Source organism: Sulfuriferula thiophila (genome assembly GCF_003864975.1).
In the GTDB taxonomy this organism is placed as follows: Bacteria; Pseudomonadota; Gammaproteobacteria; order Burkholderiales; family Sulfuriferulaceae; genus Sulfuriferula; species Sulfuriferula thiophila.
In genome coordinates this window covers 138145-152141 of sequence record NZ_BHGL01000028.1, presented here as the reverse complement: position 1 = coordinate 152141, position 13997 = coordinate 138145, and the positions used below count along the sequence as shown (strand labels likewise).

Genomic DNA, 13997 nt, shown 5'->3' with positions numbered 1-13997 from the left:
GGTCTGCGCTTCGCAATTCGCGAAGGTGGCCGTACCGTAGGTGCTGGTGTGGTTGCTAAAATTATTGAGTAATTAATAGTTGCTGGAAACCTGAAAGGGCGGTATAATTCCGCCCTTTCGTATTTGATGCTCCGCTCTTTAAGGTATTGTGATGAAAAACCAAAAAATTCGTATTCGTCTGAAGGCATTTGATTATCGTCTTATTGATCAATCAGCCCTTGAGATCGTTGAAACGGCTAAGCGTACAGGCGCTGTCGTCAAAGGCCCAGTCCCTCTACCTACCTCTATTGAGCGTTTTGATGTGCTGCGCTCACCGCACGTAAATAAAACTTCGCGTGATCAGTTCGAAATTCGTACCCACTTGCGTTTGATGGATATTATTGATCCAACTGACAAGACTGTTGATGCGTTAATGAAGTTAGATCTTCCTGCTGGTGTTGAGGTTGAGATCAAGGTTTAGCATTTCGTATAAGCTTTACCGCGCCAAGACGGTTTTCTTGGTGATAAATAATGCTGGTCAATTGAAATCAGCGCCTTTTTGTTAAGGAAAGAAAAATGAGTTTAGGACTCGTCGGTCGTAAGATTGGCATGACCCGTCTCTTTGCCGAGGATGGTAGTACTATCCCTGTCACAGTGCTGGATGTGTCAAATAACCGCGTAACCCAAATCAAAACTCTGGAAACTGATGGTTACTCAGCAGTTCAGGTTGCGTTTGGTACGCGTCGCGCTTCGCGTGTAAATAAATCAGCTGCAGGTCATTTGGCTAAAGCGGGTGTTGAAGCTGGTGATATTCAGAAAGAATTTCGTCTTGCTGCTTCCGACATTGCTTCGTTAACGGCAGGTGGTGTGGTTAGTGTTGAGATTTTCCAGGCCGGTCAATTGGTTGATGTTACGGGAACTACCCAAGGTAAGGGTTTTTCTGGCGTAATCAAGCGTCACCACTTCTCGTCTAACCGTGCAAGTCACGGTAACTCACGTTCACATAACACGCCGGGTTCTATCGGTCAGGCTCAAGATCCTGGTCGTGTTTTCCCAGGTAAGCGTATGGCTGGTCAGTTGGGTGCAGTGCAACGTACTGTTCAAAAGCTGGAAGTTGTTCGCATTGATACCGAGCGTCAGTTAATCCTTGTTAAAGGTGCTGTCCCGGGATCTAAAGGCGGTCATGTGGTTGTGCGTCCAAGCGTGAAGGTAGGTGCATAATGGAACTTAAGATGATTAACGAACAAGGTCAGGATGCAAGCAGTATTACTGCATCGGATTCTTTGTTTGGTCGTGAATTCAACGAAGCGTTGGTGCATCAGGTTGTTACAGCCTATATGGCTAACGCTCGTAGCGGTAACCGTGCGCAAAAAGACCGTGAAATGGTTAAGCACAGTACCAAAAAGCCATGGCGTCAAAAAGGTACCGGACGTGCGCGTTCAGGTATGACTTCCAGCCCAATCTGGCGTGGAGGTGGTCGTGCGTTTCCAAATAGCCCTGATGAGAATTTCTCACAAAAGGTTAACCGTAAGATGTATCGCGCTGGCTTAGCTTCGATATTCTCGAAGCTGGTGAGTGAAGGGCGTTTGTCTGTTGTCGATTCACTGATTATTGATGCCCCGAAAACTAAACTTTTGGCTGCTAAGCTTAAAGGTATGGGATTTTCGGATCGCGTAATGATTGTTACCGATAATTTAGATGACAATCTTTGGATGTCGTCACGTAATTTGCCTAATGTATTGATTGTTGAGCCGCGTCATATTGATCCTGTAAGTATGGTTCGCTATGGTCGAGTGCTTATGACAAGTGCTGCGGTGAAGATGGTTGAGGAGATGTTGGCATGAGTACAGCTAATTTTAAAGATGCGCGCTTGCTTCAAATCATCCTTGCTCCGCAAATCTCTGAAAAGAGTACATATGTTGCGGATAAGCATGAACAAGTTGTTTTCCGTGTGGCATCTGATGCTACCAAGCCTGAAGTAAAGGCAGCGGTTGAAATGTTGTTCAAGGTTGAAGTTAATAGCGTTCAAATTGCAAATGTTAAGGGTAAGCAAAAGCGTTTCGGTCGATTTATGGGTCGTCGTAGCGATTGGAAGAAAGCTTTTGTCTGCCTGAAACCTGGGCAAGAGATCAATTTTGCGGCTGGCCAGTAGGAGTAGAGCATGGCACTGATTAAAGTTAAACCAACGTCCCCTGGTCGTCGCGCTGTCGTTAAAGTGGTTACGCCTGGCTTGCATAAAGGCAAGCCGGTAGCATCTTTAGTTGAAAGCAAAAGCAAAACCGCGGGCCGTAACAACAATGGGCATATCACTACCCGTCATATGGGTGGTGGTCATAAACAGCATTATCGTTTAGTGGATTTCCGCCGTAACAAAGATGGTGTCCCAGCTAAAGTTGAGCGCCTTGAGTATGATCCAAACCGTTCTGCGAATCTGGCATTGTTATGCTACGCAGATGGTGAGCGTCGTTATATTATTGCGCCTAAAGGTATTGTTGCTGGCATGCAAGTTATGAATGGCTCAGATGCGCCAATCAAAGCGGGTAATACATTGCCGTTACGTAATATACCTGTCGGGAGTACTGTGCACTGCGTGGAAATGATGCCAGGTAAAGGCGCTCAAATCGCCCGTTCAGCAGGAACCTCGGTTCAGCTGCTGGCTCGCGAAGGTACTTACGCTCAGTTACGTTTACGTTCCGGCGAGATTCGTAAGGTGCACGTTGACTGTCGTGCAACTATTGGTGAAGTTGGTAATGAAGAGCATTCATTGCGTTCACTGGGTAAAGCAGGTGCTACACGTTGGCGTGGTATTCGCCCAACCGTTCGAGGCGTTGTTATGAACCCAGTCGATCACCCACACGGTGGTGGTGAGGGTAAAACTGCTGCTGGACGTCATCCTGTTAGTCCATGGGGTGTTCCTGCTAAAGGCTTCCGTACGCGTCGCAATAAGCGTACGAACAGCATGATTGTTCGTCGTCGTCATCAACGTTAAAGGGTAAGAGTTATGCCACGTTCTATTAAAAAGGGCCCGTTTGTTGACGATCACCTTCAGAAGAAGGTTGACGCAGCACGTGCTAGTAATGATAAGCGTCCAATTAAGACTTGGTCGCGTCGCTCAACCGTATTGCCGGATTTTATTGGCCTAACTATCGCTGTGCACAACGGTAAGATGCATATACCTGTTTTTGTTTCAGAGAATATGGTTGGTCATAAATTGGGCGAATTTTCGTTGACCCGTACCTTTAAAGGTCACGCGGCTGACAAGAAAGCTAAGAAATAGGAGCCCATGATGAGAGTTTCTGCTGTTTTACGTGGTACGCACTTGTCAGCTCAGAAGGGTCGTTTGGTCGCTGACCAGATCCGTGGGTTGCCGGTTGATCAGGCTTTGAATATTCTTGCTTTCAGCCCTAAGAAGGGTGCTGCCGTGATCAAGAAAGTGCTTGAATCCGCGATAGCTAATGCTGAGCATAATGACGGTGCGGATATCGATGAATTGAAAGTCGCTACCATCACTGTAGACGAAGGTCCTTCTATGAAGCGATTTATGGCCCGTGCTAAAGGTCGTGGTAATCGTATTATTAAACAGACTTGTCACATTGTTGTGACTGTCGGCGACGAATAAGGAACGGTAATGGGACAGAAAATACATCCGATAGGTTTCCGTCTATGTGTAACGCGTAACTGGAGTTCTAAATGGTTTGCAAATAGCCATGACTTCGCTAAGACGTTAAATGAAGATATTAAAGTTCGTGAGTTTCTGAAGAAGAAATTAGCTAACGCCTCCGTCAGCAAGATTGTGATTGAGCGTCCTGCAAAAAATGCACGCATTACTATTCATAGCGCCCGTCCAGGTGTTGTGATTGGTAAAAAAGGCGAAGATATTGAAGTTCTGAAATCACAATTGCAAAAAATGATGGCTGTGCCTGTGCATGTCAACATTGAAGAAGTTCGCAAGCCTGAAATCGATGCTCAATTAATTGCAGCGAACATTGCTGGTCAGCTTGAAAAGCGCATCATGTTCCGTCGTGCAATGAAACGTGCGATGCAAAATGCGATGCGTCTCGGTGCTCAAGGTATCAAGATTATGAGCTCTGGTCGGCTGAATGGTGCTGAAATTGCGCGTACTGAATGGTATCGTGAAGGTCGTGTGCCTCTTCATACACTTCGTGCTGATATTGATTATGGTTTCTTTGAAGCTAAAACTACGTACGGAATTATCGGCGTTAAAGTTTGGGTTTACAAAGGAGACGCTTTGGCCAAGGGTGAGCAACCTATTGCTGCACCAGCTGAGCCTGAGAAACGGGTAAGAAAGCCAGGAGCTAAACATGCTACAGCCAGCTAGAAGAAAATACCGTAAGGAACAGAAGGGTCGCAATACTGGTATTGCAACCCGTGGAAATAAAGTAAGTTTTGGTGATTTTGGTTTGAAGGCAATCGGTCGTGGTCGCTTGACGGCTCGCCAGATTGAGGCTGCACGTCGTGCTATGACTCGTCATATCAAACGTGGTGGTCGTATTTGGATCCGTATTTTCCCTGACAAGCCTATTTCCGAGAAGCCTGCAGAAGTTCGTATGGGTAATGGTAAAGGTAATCCTGAGTACTACGTCGCTGAAATTCAGCCAGGTAAAATGCTTTACGAGATGGATGGTGTTGATGAAGCATTGGCTCGTGAGGCTTTCCGCCTTGCTGCTGCTAAATTGCCTATTCAGACCGCTTTTGTAACTAGAATGATAGGTAGCTAATGATGATGGCGAGCGAATTGCGTGCTAAATCCACGGCAGAGATTAAACAAGAGCTAATCGAATTGTTACGTGCACAGTTCAGCCTGCGTATGCAGGTTGCGACTCAGCAAACTAACAAAACGAGTGAATTAGGTAAGTTACGTAAAAGCATTGCTAGGGTTCATACAGTGCTGCGTGAAAATGAATTGAAAGCGGTGAGCAAATGAGCGAAGCTGAAAACAAAGTTGTCCGTAGCCTAACTGGCCGTATAGTCAGTGATAAAATGGATAAGACTGTCACGGTTTTGGTTGAGCGTAAAGTTAAACACCCGGTAATTGGTAAAGTTATTCGTCGTTCTAAGAAGTATCATGCGCACGATCAGAATAATGAATTTAATGAGGGCGATCTCGTTCTTATTGAAGAGTGCAAGCCAATTGCCAAAACCAAAACTTGGCGTGTTGCTAAATTAATTACGAAGGCTCGCGCAGTATAATATCTTGCACTTTTAATTAAGTGCTGTTATACTCTTGTGCTTTCGTCCCGCTGGTAACAGCGATCTTCCCGTACGGGTCCAAAACTAGCTGTCTAGGCAGGGAAACCTGGCTCGGCGGGTTAAGTTGGAGATTTAAATGATACAAATGCAGTCAAGGCTCGATGTAGCCGACAATACTGGTGCGCGTTCTGTAATGTGCATCAAGGTTTTGGGTGGTTCAAAACGTCGTTATGCCAGCATCGGCGACATTATCAAAGTCACTATTAAAGATGCGGCCCCTCGTGGTCGTGTTAAAAAGGGTGATGTGTATAATGCCGTTGTTGTGCGCACAGCAAAGGGTGTTCGTCGTCCAGATGGTTCTTTGGTTAAGTTTGATGGCAATGCGGCTGTGTTGCTTAATAACAAGCTTGAGCCGATCGGTACGCGTATATTTGGACCAGTAACCCGTGAGTTGCGTACAGAGAGATTTATGAAAATTGTCTCTTTAGCGCCAGAAGTTCTGTAAGGGGGCTACGTGAACAAGATTCGTAAAGGTGATAATGTTATCGTTACCACCGGTAAAGATAAGGGTAAGCGCGGAACAGTTTTGGCTGTTCGTGATGATAATCGCCTGATGGTTGAGGGTGTTAACACTGTTAAAAAACATGTTAAACCTAATCCGGTAAAGGGTGATGCTGGCGGTATAGTTGTTAAAGAAATGCCGATACAGATATCTAACGTTGCTATGTTTAATGCTGCTACCCAGCGTGCAGATCGAGTTGGTTTCAAGATTCTGGAAGATGGCCGTAAGGTCCGTATTTTCAAGTCAACCAACGAAGTCGTTGATATTTAAGGGGTGCAAATGGCTCGCTTACAAGATTTTTATAAAACCACGGTTTTGCCAGACATGATGAAGCAGTTTGGTTACAAGTCCGTGATGGAAGTGCCTTGCATTAAAAAAATCACGCTGAACATGGGCGTTGGTGAAGCTGTTGCTGATAAAAAAGTAATGGAACATGCTGTTGGCGATATGCAAAAAATTGCTGGTCAAAAGCCTGTAGTTACCAAGTCGCGTAAATCCATTGCTGGTTTTAAAATTCGTGATGATTATCCTGTTGGTTGCATGGTTACATTGCGCCGCGAACAGATGTATGAATTTTTAGATCGTTTGGTTACTGTTGCAATTCCACGTATTCGCGATTTTCGTGGTCTGTCAGGTAAGTCTTTTGATGGTCGGGGTAATTACAATATGGGTGTGCGTGAGCAAATCATATTCCCTGAAGTTGAATACGACAAAATCGATGCTTTGCGCGGTATGAACATTACCATTACTACAACTGCTAAAACTGATGCTGAAGCGCGTGCTTTATTGGCCGCATTCAAGTTTCCGTTTAAGAACTGAGGGCATCATGGCAAAACTCGCAGTGATTAACCGCGATAAAAAACGTCGCGCCACAGTAGAGAAATTCGCAGCTAAGCGTGCAGAGTTGATCGAAACAATTGGAAACCAAAAACTTTCGGACGAGGCTCGTCATGAGGCTCGTTTAAAGCTACAAAAATTACCACGTGATGCTAGTCCGGTGCGCTTGCGTAATCGGTGTGAATTAACTGGTCGTCCGCGTGGCGTTTACAGAAAATTTGGTTTGGGGCGCATTAAGCTGCGCGAACATGCAATGCGTGGCGAAGTGCCGGGCATGGTTAAGGCCAGCTGGTAAGCGGGAGAGTATCGAATGAGTATGAGTGATCCAATTGCAGATATGCTAACGCGTATCCGTAATGCCCAAAGTGTAGAGAAATCTGCTGTGGTAATGCCTAGCTCTAAAGTCAAAGTGGCTATTGCGAAAGTGTTAAAAGATGAAGGTTATGTCGAAGAGTTCGTAGTAAACGAAAATGAAGGCAAACCCGAGTTGCATATCAGTCTTAAATATTATGCAGGTCGTCCCGTTATTGAGAAAATCGAGCGGGTAAGTCGTCCAGGTTTGCGCATTTATAAAGGCAGCCAGGAACTTCCAAAAGTGATGAACGGACTCGGTATCGCCATTATTTCCACTTCAGGTGGTGTAATGACTGATCGTAAAGCTCGCGCCAATGGCGTAGGCGGCGAAGTCTTGTGCATCGTAGCTTGATGAGGAAATGCAATGTCTCGTGTAGCTAAAAATCCAGTTGCTGTGCCGACTGGTGTTGAAATCACACTGTCTAGCTCTGTGATTGCTGTAAAAGGTCCTTTGGGCGTATTAACACAAGCAGCTAATGCTAATGTTGTAATTGCTCAAGAAGGTGATGCTCTTGTATTTGCACCTGTTGATGATTCAATACGTGCTAATGCGATGTCAGGAACTATGCGTGCTTTATTGGCAAACATGGTTCAGGGTGTTACTAAAGGTTTTGAGAAGAAGTTGTTGTTGGTTGGTGTTGGTTACCGTGCGCAAGCAGCTGGTGATACATTAAATCTGACATTAGGTTATTCTCATCCTATTGCGCATAAAATGCCAGATGGTGTAAAGGTTGAAACGCCTACTCAGACTGAAATCCTGATTAAAGGGATGGATCGTCAAAAAGTAGGACAAGTTGCAGCTGACGTTCGTTCATATCGTAGACCAGAGCCATATAAAGGCAAGGGTGTTCGTTATTCTGACGAAGTGGTTGTTATCAAAGAAACCAAGAAAAAATAAGTAAAGGCTGAATCATGGACAAGAATACTGCGCGTCTGCGCAGAGCACGCAAAACCCGTGCTCGCATTGCAGATCAAAAAGCCACTCGTCTCGTGGTGTACCGTTCTAACTGTAATATTTACGCTCAGATCATTGATGCAACTGGCGGTAAGGTTTTGGCTAGTGCTTCATCACTTGAAGCTGATGTTCGTAAAGAGTTACCTAACGGCGGCAATGTTACTGCAGCAGTTTTGGTTGGTAAAAGAATTGCAGACAAAGCGAAGCAATTGGGTATCGCTGAAGTTGCTTTCGATCGTTCCGGCTTCCGTTACCATGGTCGGGTTAAGGCTTTGGCTGATGCGGCCCGTGAAAACGGTCTGAGCTTCTAATTGAGGTGAATCATGGCAAAAATTGAAACAAATCAAGAGAGTGCTGACGGCTTACGTGAAAAGATGGTTGCGGTTAACCGTGTAACCAAAGTCGTTAAGGGCGGTCGTATTCTGGGCTTTGCTGCATTGACTGTTGTTGGTGATGGTGATGGTGGTATCGGCATGGGTAAAGGTAAATCCCGTGAAGTTCCTGTTGCTGTGCAAAAAGCTATGGATGAGGCGCGTCGCAAACTGCAAAAAGTTAACCTAAAAAATGGAACTTTGCATCATGCGGTTATTGGCAAGCACGGCGCTGCAGTAGTCTATATGCAACCAGCCTCAGAAGGTACGGGTATTATCGCTGGTGGACCAATGCGTGCTGTTTTCGAAGTTATGGGCGTTCATAACATCCTTGCTAAGTGTATTGGTTCTACTAATCCTTATAATGTGGTTCGTGCAACCATCAACGGGTTGATGCAAATCAATTCGCCTTCAGAAATTGCTGCCAAGCGCGGTAAATCTGTTGCGGAAATCATGGAGTAAGCGATGACTGCTACTGCTAAAACTGTCAAAGTGACACTGGTGAAAAGTGTCATTGGTACGAAGCAATCACACCGTGCATGCGTGCAAGGTTTGGGTTTGCGTCGTTTAAATCATACCGTTGAAGTGTTGGATACTCCTTCAAATCGCGGCATGATCAACAAAGTGTATTATCTCGTTAAGTGCGAGGGTTAAATGGAATTAAATAAACTTCAACCCGGTGCTGGTAGCAACAAACCACGCCGCCGTGTAGGTCGCGGTATTGGTAGCGGTCTAGGTAAAACAGCTGGTCGTGGTCACAAGGGTCAAAAATCACGTGCTGGTGGTTTTCATAAAGTTGGCTTTGAAGGCGGTCAGATGCCAATTCAACGTCGCTTGCCTAAACGTGGATTCGTATCGTTAACTTCAGGTGATACTGCTGAAGTTTTGTTATCAGTTATTGATAAGCTTCCAGTCGATCAAATTGACATCCTGGTGTTAAAACAAGCTGGTCTTATATCTGCAAGAGCAAAGACGGCTAAAGTTGTAAACACAGGTGAAATTACACGTGCTGTTAAATTGCAGGGTTTAACTGCAACTAAAGGTGCACGTGCTGCTATTGAAGCCGCTGGCGGAAGTTTTTCGGACTAAACCTTGGCTGCGAATAAAGCGACAGTCGGCGGAGCTGACAAATTTGGTGATCTTAAACGACGTTTGTTGTTTCTGATTGGTGCGTTAGTTGTTTATAGGATTGGTGCGCACATTCCTGTGCCAGGCATTGATCCGGTAGCACTAGAGCAGTTATTCCGTTCTCAGCAGGGTGGCATATTGGGAATGTTCAATATGTTCTCTGGTGGAGCGCTATCTCGCTTTACCGTGTTTGCTCTGGGTATCATGCCGTACATTTCTGCATCTATTATCATGCAGTTGTTAACGGTAGTATCCCCGCAACTAGAAGCATTAAAAAAAGAAGGTGACTCTGGTCGTCGCAAGATTACTCAATATACGCGTTACGGTACTGTTGGACTTGCTTTCTTCCAGGCACTTGGAATTGCAATTGCTTTGGAAGCGCAGCCTGGTCTCGTTATCGATCCTGGTTTGGCGTTTCGTATAACTGCAGTCATGACACTAGTAGCAGGTACTATGTTCTTGATGTGGTTAGGTGAACAAATTACAGAACGGGGTATTGGTAACGGTATCTCAATGATTATATTTGCAGGTATTGTTGCTGGGTTGCCGCATGCTATTGGTGGAACGCTTGAGCTAACACGAACCGGTGCTTTTTCAATACCGCTAGTTCTGATGTTGTTTGTTGCAGTAATACTCGTTACAGCTTTGGTGGTATTTGTTGAGCGTGGTCAACGTAAAATTCTCGTTAACTACGCAAAACGGCAAGTTGGGAACAAGATTTATGGTGGGCAGAGTTCACACTTGCCTTTGAAGTTAAACATGGCTGGTGTTATTCCTCCAATTTTTGCTTCAAGTATTATTTTGTTTCCTGCTACCTTGGCTGGCTGGTTTGGTAGCCATGAAAGCATGAGTTGGTTAAAAGATGTCGGTGCTGCTTTGTCTCCTGGACAACCGATTTATGTCATGTTGTATGCAACTGCAATTATCTTCTTTTGCTTTTTTTATACTGCTTTAGTATTCAATCCAAAAGAAACTGCGGATAACTTGAAGAAGAGTGGTGCTTTTGTCCCGGGTATACGTCCAGGTGAACAAACATCGCGATATATCGACAAGATCATGGGTAGGCTTACACTGGTTGGTGCAATCTATATCACTTTAGTTTGCTTGTTACCTGAGTTTTTGATTGTTAAGTGGAATGTGCCATTTTATTTCGGCGGTACTTCTTTATTGATTATTGTAGTGGTTACGATGGATTTCATGGCACAGGTTCAGGCTTATATCATGTCACATCAATATGAAGGTTTGCTCAAGAAATCTAATTTCAAGGGCAGCGGTTTTGTTTCACGTTAAGCGGATGGTGGCTCAATAGTATGTCAAAAGAAGATACCATCCAAATGCAGGGCGAAGTCTTAGAGACTTTGCCAAATGCAACATTCAGGGTAAAACTGGAAAATGGTCATGTGGTTTTAGGTCATATTTCTGGAAAAATGCGTATGCACTATATTCGTATTTTACCTGGTGATAAGGTCACGGTTGAACTAACGCCGTATGATTTGACTAAAGCTCGTATTACTTTTAGAGCTAAGTAAGTCGTTTTCCGTGTTTATACGGTAATAAAAAGGAGTTCCTCATGAGAGTACAGGCGTCTGTAAAAAAAATCTGCCGTAAGTGCAAGATTGTGCGCCGCAAGGGTGTGGTACGTGTGATTTGCGAAGATCCACGTCACAAGCAACGTCAAGGCTAATTGTCTTGACTATGTGTTACATGCTAAAATTTAACGTTTTGAATCCGGAGTAAGTAGATGGCCCGTATTGCTGGGGTAAACATCCCGAACCACCAACATGTCGAAATTGCTTTAACAGCTATTTATGGCATCGGTCGCACCACGGCACGCATGATTTGTGCGAATGCGGGTGTTAATACAACTACAAAGATCAAAGATCTAACTGACGCGGATATGGAAAAACTCCGCGAAGGTGTATCTAAACACACGGTAGAAGGTGACCTGCGTCGTGAAGTTACGATGAACATCAAGCGTTTGATGGATATGGGTTGCTATCGTGGTCTGCGTCATCGTCGTGGCCTACCTTTGCGTGGCCAGCGTACACGTACTAATGCACGTACACGTAAGGGCCCGAAAAAAGCCGTTCGTGCCTCGAAATAAAGGATAGACAATATGGCTAAGGCTAATATCAGAGTTCGTAAAAAAGTAAAAAAGAATGTGGCAGAAGGTATTGCCCATATTCATGCTTCTTTTAACAACACCATTGTTACTATTACTGATCGCCAAGGTAATGCGTTATCTTGGGCTACTTCTGGTGGTGCAGGTTTTAAAGGTTCACGTAAGAGTACACCTTTCGCTGCACAGATTGCTGCTGAAAATGCTGGTAAATTGGCTCAGGAATGCGGTGTTAAAAACCTGGAGGTTCGTATTAAAGGTCCAGGTCCAGGTCGCGAATCAGCAGTTCGTGCATTAAATAACGCTGGATTCAAAATCACCAGCATTTCTGACGTGACGCCAGTGCCGCACAACGGCTGCCGTCCGCCTAAGAAACGTCGTATCTAAGCAGGAGTTTTAAAGTGGCCAGAAATTTAGATCCAAAATGCCGCCAGTGTCGTCGCGAAGGCGAGAAACTGTTTTTAAAAGGTGAGAAGTGTTTCACCGATAAATGTGCAATTGAGCGTCGCGCTTATCCACCTGGTCAGCATGGCCAGAAGAAAAACACACGTCTTTCTGACTATGGTGTACAGCTGCGTGAGAAGCAAAAACTGCGTCGCACCTATGGTGTGTTAGAACGTCAGTTCCGCGATATCTATAAAGAAGCTGACCGTCAGCGCGGTGTGACTGGTGAGAACCTGTTGCAGTTGCTGGAAAGTCGTTTAGATACCGTTGCTTACCGTATGGGCTTTGGTGCATCTCGTGCTGAATCACGTCAGGTTGTTCGTCATAACAGCATTTTGGTTAACGGCAAACGTGTGAATATTCCTTCATACATTGTTAAGCCAGGTGATGTTGTTGAAGTTAGCGAAAAATCCAAGCAGCAATTGCGTATTAAAGCTGCTTTGGCCGCTGCTGAGCAACGTGGCTTCCCAGAATGGGTAGAAGTTAGTGCAAAAGATATGAAGGGCACTTATAAAGCGCGTCCACAACGTGCTGAATTGCCTGCGACGATTAACGAGCATCTCGTTATCGAATTGTATTCTAAGTAATCCCGAAGCATTTTAGAGGGAAACCATTTATGCAAAGCAGTACTGCGGATTTATTGAAGCCACGCATCATTGACGTTGAAACTGTTTCACCGTTGCGTGCTCGCGTTATCATGGAGCCGTTTGAACGTGGCTATGGACATACGTTAGGTAATTCCCTGCGTCGTATTTTGTTGTCGTCTATGCCTGGTGCTGCACCTACTGAAGTGACTATTAGTGGCGTTTTGCACGAGTATTCGACTTTAGAGGGTGTGCAAGAAGATGTGGTTGATATTCTTCTTAACCTTAAAGGTATAGCGCTTAAACTTAACGATCGTACTGAAGTTACGTTGAAACTCAGCAAGTCGACTGAAGGTGTTGTTACTGCTGGTGACATTGAAGTTGGTCATGATGTTGAAATCGTTAATCCTGAACATGTTATCGCGCACCTTACCAAAGGCGGCAAGATTGATATGGAGATTAAGGTCGAACAAGGTCGTGGTTATCAGCCTGTCTCAGCGCGTCGTCATGCAGATGATACGCAAACCTTAGGTTCTATCAAGGTTGATTCATCATTCAGTCCTGTGCGACGTGTTGCTTACTCTGTTGAGAGTGCCCGCGTTGAACAGCGTACTGATTTAGATAAGTTGATTTTGGATGTAGAAACAAACGGAACTATTGATCCTGAAGAAGCGGTTCGTTATGCGGCTCGCGTGTTAGTTGAACAATTAGCTTTGTTTGCTGATCTTAAGGGTACACCAGTTGCTGCTGAATCGCCAAAAGTGCCTCAAGTCGATCCGATGTTGTTACGTCCGGTTGATGATTTGGAATTGACTGTTCGTTCTGCGAATTGCTTAAAAGCTGAAAACATTTTCTACATCGGTGATTTAATTCAGCGTAGTGAAAATGAATTGCTTAAAACCCCTAATTTGGGGCGCAAATCACTGAATGAAATTAAAGATGTGCTGGCTTCTAAAGGACTCAGCCTGGGTATGAAACTCGAAAACTGGCCTCCAGCTGGTCTTGAGAAGCCATAATTAAGTAGAAGGAATATAACGATGCGTCACCGTCTCGCCAATCGTAAATTAAATCGTACCAGCAGTCACCGTGCTGCTTTGTTACGTAACTTGACTAATGCGCTATTGCGTCACGAGGTTATTAAAACCACGTTACCTAAAGCAAAGGAATTACGTCGCTTTGCTGAACCGATGATCACTCTCGGCAAGAAGCCTAGCTTGGCTAACCGCCGCCTAGCCTTTAGTCGTTTGCGTGATCGCGATATGGTTGTCAAACTCTTTGATGAATTAGGTCCACGTTTTGCTACACGCAACGGTGGTTACTTACGCATTCTTAAGTTTGGTTTCCGCAACGGTGACAACGCGCCTATGGCGTTAATCGAGTTGGTTGATCGTCCTGCAGAAGCAGAGATGGTTGAAGATACTGCTGAGTAATTTCAGTTAAAAAAAGCCGAGCT

Annotated in this window: 30 protein-coding genes; all 30 read left to right on the top strand. The window is 44.9% G+C overall.

The window, feature by feature from the left end:
- Nucleotides 1-72, top strand: a 72-nt coding sequence (locus EJE49_RS09695; RefSeq protein WP_202814033.1) for an EF-Tu C-terminal domain-related protein, incomplete at its 5' end; no start/stop codon positions are given.
- A gap of 79 nt (nucleotides 73-151) precedes the next feature.
- Nucleotides 152-460 carry a 30S ribosomal protein S10 gene (gene rpsJ, locus EJE49_RS09690; RefSeq protein ID WP_087447781.1) on the top strand — a complete coding sequence of 103 codons (309 nt, stop codon included), beginning with the start codon at nucleotides 152-154 and terminating at the stop codon, nucleotides 458-460.
- A gap of 95 nt (nucleotides 461-555) precedes the next feature.
- Nucleotides 556-1200: a 50S ribosomal protein L3 gene (gene rplC / locus EJE49_RS09685; RefSeq protein WP_124950255.1), complete on the top strand. Its 645-nt coding sequence runs from the start codon at nucleotides 556-558 to the stop codon at nucleotides 1198-1200.
- Nucleotides 1200-1823 (top strand): 50S ribosomal protein L4, encoded by a 624-nt coding sequence (gene rplD / locus EJE49_RS09680; RefSeq protein ID WP_124950253.1) that lies wholly within the window; start codon nucleotides 1200-1202, stop codon nucleotides 1821-1823. Before rplC ends, rplD begins: the two co-directional genes overlap by 1 nt.
- Nucleotides 1820-2131 (top strand): 50S ribosomal protein L23, encoded by a 312-nt coding sequence (gene rplW, locus EJE49_RS09675; protein ID WP_124950251.1) that lies wholly within the window; start codon nucleotides 1820-1822, stop codon nucleotides 2129-2131. Before rplD ends, rplW begins: the two co-directional genes overlap by 4 nt.
- Nucleotides 2132-2140: 9 nt before the next feature.
- Nucleotides 2141-2968 carry a 50S ribosomal protein L2 gene (gene rplB / locus EJE49_RS09670; protein ID WP_124950249.1) on the top strand — a complete coding sequence of 276 codons (828 nt, stop codon included), beginning with the start codon at nucleotides 2141-2143 and terminating at the stop codon, nucleotides 2966-2968.
- A 12-nt stretch (nucleotides 2969-2980) separates the two neighbouring features.
- Nucleotides 2981-3256: a 30S ribosomal protein S19 gene (gene rpsS / locus EJE49_RS09665; RefSeq protein WP_124950247.1), complete on the top strand. Its 276-nt coding sequence runs from the start codon at nucleotides 2981-2983 to the stop codon at nucleotides 3254-3256.
- 9 nt (nucleotides 3257-3265) lie between these two features.
- Nucleotides 3266-3598, top strand: a complete 333-nt coding sequence (gene rplV / locus EJE49_RS09660; RefSeq protein ID WP_124950281.1) for a 50S ribosomal protein L22 — start codon at nucleotides 3266-3268, stop codon at nucleotides 3596-3598.
- A gap of 9 nt (nucleotides 3599-3607) precedes the next feature.
- Nucleotides 3608-4318 carry a 30S ribosomal protein S3 gene (gene rpsC, locus EJE49_RS09655; RefSeq protein WP_124950245.1) on the top strand — a complete coding sequence of 237 codons (711 nt, stop codon included), beginning with the start codon at nucleotides 3608-3610 and terminating at the stop codon, nucleotides 4316-4318.
- The gene (gene rplP, locus EJE49_RS09650; RefSeq protein WP_124950243.1) at nucleotides 4302-4718 is read left to right on the top strand and encodes a 50S ribosomal protein L16; all 417 of its coding nucleotides are present in this window, start codon (nucleotides 4302-4304) and stop codon (nucleotides 4716-4718) included. The genes rpsC and rplP overlap by 17 nt, the downstream gene beginning before the upstream one ends.
- Nucleotides 4719-4720: 2 nt before the next feature.
- A complete protein-coding gene (gene rpmC / locus EJE49_RS09645) occupies nucleotides 4721-4924 on the top strand; it encodes a 50S ribosomal protein L29 (protein ID WP_124950279.1) in 204 nt (67 codons plus the stop codon).
- A complete protein-coding gene (gene rpsQ, locus EJE49_RS09640; RefSeq protein ID WP_087447771.1) occupies nucleotides 4921-5190 on the top strand; it encodes a 30S ribosomal protein S17 in 270 nt (89 codons plus the stop codon). The genes rpmC and rpsQ overlap by 4 nt, the downstream gene beginning before the upstream one ends.
- A gap of 136 nt (nucleotides 5191-5326) precedes the next feature.
- Entirely contained in the window at nucleotides 5327-5695 is a 369-nt protein-coding gene (gene rplN / locus EJE49_RS09635) for a 50S ribosomal protein L14 (RefSeq protein WP_087447770.1), read from the top strand.
- Between the two features lie 9 nt (nucleotides 5696-5704).
- Complete coding sequence (gene rplX, locus EJE49_RS09630) at nucleotides 5705-6022, top strand: 50S ribosomal protein L24 (RefSeq protein WP_124950241.1); 318 nt, start codon at nucleotides 5705-5707, stop codon at nucleotides 6020-6022.
- A gap of 9 nt (nucleotides 6023-6031) precedes the next feature.
- A complete protein-coding gene (gene rplE, locus EJE49_RS09625) occupies nucleotides 6032-6571 on the top strand; it encodes a 50S ribosomal protein L5 (RefSeq protein WP_124950239.1) in 540 nt (179 codons plus the stop codon).
- Nucleotides 6572-6578: 7 nt separating this feature from the next.
- Nucleotides 6579-6884, top strand: coding sequence for a 30S ribosomal protein S14 (gene rpsN / locus EJE49_RS09620; protein ID WP_124950237.1), 306 nt, complete (start codon nucleotides 6579-6581; stop codon nucleotides 6882-6884).
- 15 nt (nucleotides 6885-6899) lie between these two features.
- Nucleotides 6900-7295, top strand: coding sequence for a 30S ribosomal protein S8 (gene rpsH / locus EJE49_RS09615; protein WP_124950235.1), 396 nt, complete (start codon nucleotides 6900-6902; stop codon nucleotides 7293-7295).
- Between the two features lie 12 nt (nucleotides 7296-7307).
- Complete coding sequence (rplF, locus tag EJE49_RS09610; protein WP_124950234.1) at nucleotides 7308-7841, top strand: 50S ribosomal protein L6; 534 nt, start codon at nucleotides 7308-7310, stop codon at nucleotides 7839-7841.
- A 14-nt stretch (nucleotides 7842-7855) separates the two neighbouring features.
- Nucleotides 7856-8209, top strand: coding sequence for a 50S ribosomal protein L18 (gene rplR, locus EJE49_RS09605; RefSeq protein ID WP_124950232.1), 354 nt, complete (start codon nucleotides 7856-7858; stop codon nucleotides 8207-8209).
- Between the two features lie 12 nt (nucleotides 8210-8221).
- Nucleotides 8222-8731 (top strand): 30S ribosomal protein S5, encoded by a 510-nt coding sequence (rpsE, locus tag EJE49_RS09600; RefSeq protein ID WP_087447763.1) that lies wholly within the window; start codon nucleotides 8222-8224, stop codon nucleotides 8729-8731.
- A 3-nt stretch (nucleotides 8732-8734) separates the two neighbouring features.
- Nucleotides 8735-8923 (top strand): 50S ribosomal protein L30, encoded by a 189-nt coding sequence (rpmD, locus tag EJE49_RS09595; protein ID WP_124950230.1) that lies wholly within the window; start codon nucleotides 8735-8737, stop codon nucleotides 8921-8923.
- Complete coding sequence (rplO, locus tag EJE49_RS09590) at nucleotides 8924-9358, top strand: 50S ribosomal protein L15 (RefSeq protein WP_124950228.1); 435 nt, start codon at nucleotides 8924-8926, stop codon at nucleotides 9356-9358.
- A 3-nt stretch (nucleotides 9359-9361) separates the two neighbouring features.
- Nucleotides 9362-10687 (top strand): preprotein translocase subunit SecY, encoded by a 1326-nt coding sequence (gene secY / locus EJE49_RS09585; RefSeq protein ID WP_124950226.1) that lies wholly within the window; start codon nucleotides 9362-9364, stop codon nucleotides 10685-10687.
- A gap of 20 nt (nucleotides 10688-10707) precedes the next feature.
- On the top strand, nucleotides 10708-10926 hold the full coding sequence (gene infA, locus EJE49_RS09580; protein WP_087447759.1) for a translation initiation factor IF-1: 219 nt from the start codon (nucleotides 10708-10710) through the stop codon (nucleotides 10924-10926).
- Nucleotides 10927-10967: 41 nt separating this feature from the next.
- Entirely contained in the window at nucleotides 10968-11081 is a 114-nt protein-coding gene (rpmJ, locus tag EJE49_RS09575; RefSeq protein WP_087447758.1) for a 50S ribosomal protein L36, read from the top strand.
- A gap of 57 nt (nucleotides 11082-11138) precedes the next feature.
- The gene (gene rpsM / locus EJE49_RS09570; protein WP_124950224.1) at nucleotides 11139-11501 is read left to right on the top strand and encodes a 30S ribosomal protein S13; all 363 of its coding nucleotides are present in this window, start codon (nucleotides 11139-11141) and stop codon (nucleotides 11499-11501) included.
- A gap of 12 nt (nucleotides 11502-11513) precedes the next feature.
- Nucleotides 11514-11903: a 30S ribosomal protein S11 gene (gene rpsK, locus EJE49_RS09565; RefSeq protein ID WP_087447756.1), complete on the top strand. Its 390-nt coding sequence runs from the start codon at nucleotides 11514-11516 to the stop codon at nucleotides 11901-11903.
- 14 nt (nucleotides 11904-11917) lie between these two features.
- On the top strand, nucleotides 11918-12547 hold the full coding sequence (rpsD, locus tag EJE49_RS09560; RefSeq protein ID WP_124950222.1) for a 30S ribosomal protein S4: 630 nt from the start codon (nucleotides 11918-11920) through the stop codon (nucleotides 12545-12547).
- A gap of 29 nt (nucleotides 12548-12576) precedes the next feature.
- Complete coding sequence (locus EJE49_RS09555; protein WP_124950220.1) at nucleotides 12577-13560, top strand: DNA-directed RNA polymerase subunit alpha; 984 nt, start codon at nucleotides 12577-12579, stop codon at nucleotides 13558-13560.
- 21 nt (nucleotides 13561-13581) lie between these two features.
- The gene (gene rplQ / locus EJE49_RS09550) at nucleotides 13582-13974 is read left to right on the top strand and encodes a 50S ribosomal protein L17 (RefSeq protein ID WP_124950218.1); all 393 of its coding nucleotides are present in this window, start codon (nucleotides 13582-13584) and stop codon (nucleotides 13972-13974) included.
- Nucleotides 13975-13997: the final 23 nt, after the last annotated feature.

Coding starts and splice junctions, on each gene's coding strand:
- rplF (WP_124950234.1), top strand. CDS start 7,308: ATGTCTCGTGTAGCTAAAAATCCAGTTGCTGTGCCGACTGGTGTTGAA.
- rplD (WP_124950253.1), top strand. CDS start 1,200: ATGGAACTTAAGATGATTAACGAACAAGGTCAGGATGCAAGCAGTATT.
- rplW (WP_124950251.1), top strand. CDS start 1,820: ATGAGTACAGCTAATTTTAAAGATGCGCGCTTGCTTCAAATCATCCTT.
- rpmJ (WP_087447758.1), top strand. CDS start 10,968: ATGAGAGTACAGGCGTCTGTAAAAAAAATCTGCCGTAAGTGCAAGATT.
- rpsH (WP_124950235.1), top strand. CDS start 6,900: ATGAGTATGAGTGATCCAATTGCAGATATGCTAACGCGTATCCGTAAT.
- rplC (WP_124950255.1), top strand. CDS start 556: ATGAGTTTAGGACTCGTCGGTCGTAAGATTGGCATGACCCGTCTCTTT.
- rplN (WP_087447770.1), top strand. CDS start 5,327: ATGATACAAATGCAGTCAAGGCTCGATGTAGCCGACAATACTGGTGCG.
- rplQ (WP_124950218.1), top strand. CDS start 13,582: ATGCGTCACCGTCTCGCCAATCGTAAATTAAATCGTACCAGCAGTCAC.
- rplE (WP_124950239.1), top strand. CDS start 6,032: ATGGCTCGCTTACAAGATTTTTATAAAACCACGGTTTTGCCAGACATG.
- rpmD (WP_124950230.1), top strand. CDS start 8,735: ATGACTGCTACTGCTAAAACTGTCAAAGTGACACTGGTGAAAAGTGTC.
- rpsJ (WP_087447781.1), top strand. CDS start 152: ATGAAAAACCAAAAAATTCGTATTCGTCTGAAGGCATTTGATTATCGT.
- rpsQ (WP_087447771.1), top strand. CDS start 4,921: ATGAGCGAAGCTGAAAACAAAGTTGTCCGTAGCCTAACTGGCCGTATA.
- rpsC (WP_124950245.1), top strand. CDS start 3,608: ATGGGACAGAAAATACATCCGATAGGTTTCCGTCTATGTGTAACGCGT.
- rplP (WP_124950243.1), top strand. CDS start 4,302: ATGCTACAGCCAGCTAGAAGAAAATACCGTAAGGAACAGAAGGGTCGC.
- infA (WP_087447759.1), top strand. CDS start 10,708: ATGTCAAAAGAAGATACCATCCAAATGCAGGGCGAAGTCTTAGAGACT.
- rplB (WP_124950249.1), top strand. CDS start 2,141: ATGGCACTGATTAAAGTTAAACCAACGTCCCCTGGTCGTCGCGCTGTC.
- rpmC (WP_124950279.1), top strand. CDS start 4,721: ATGATGGCGAGCGAATTGCGTGCTAAATCCACGGCAGAGATTAAACAA.
- rplO (WP_124950228.1), top strand. CDS start 8,924: ATGGAATTAAATAAACTTCAACCCGGTGCTGGTAGCAACAAACCACGC.
- rplR (WP_124950232.1), top strand. CDS start 7,856: ATGGACAAGAATACTGCGCGTCTGCGCAGAGCACGCAAAACCCGTGCT.
- EJE49_RS09555 (WP_124950220.1), top strand. CDS start 12,577: ATGCAAAGCAGTACTGCGGATTTATTGAAGCCACGCATCATTGACGTT.
- rpsM (WP_124950224.1), top strand. CDS start 11,139: ATGGCCCGTATTGCTGGGGTAAACATCCCGAACCACCAACATGTCGAA.
- rplV (WP_124950281.1), top strand. CDS start 3,266: ATGAGAGTTTCTGCTGTTTTACGTGGTACGCACTTGTCAGCTCAGAAG.
- rpsE (WP_087447763.1), top strand. CDS start 8,222: ATGGCAAAAATTGAAACAAATCAAGAGAGTGCTGACGGCTTACGTGAA.
- rpsN (WP_124950237.1), top strand. CDS start 6,579: ATGGCAAAACTCGCAGTGATTAACCGCGATAAAAAACGTCGCGCCACA.
- rpsK (WP_087447756.1), top strand. CDS start 11,514: ATGGCTAAGGCTAATATCAGAGTTCGTAAAAAAGTAAAAAAGAATGTG.
- rpsS (WP_124950247.1), top strand. CDS start 2,981: ATGCCACGTTCTATTAAAAAGGGCCCGTTTGTTGACGATCACCTTCAG.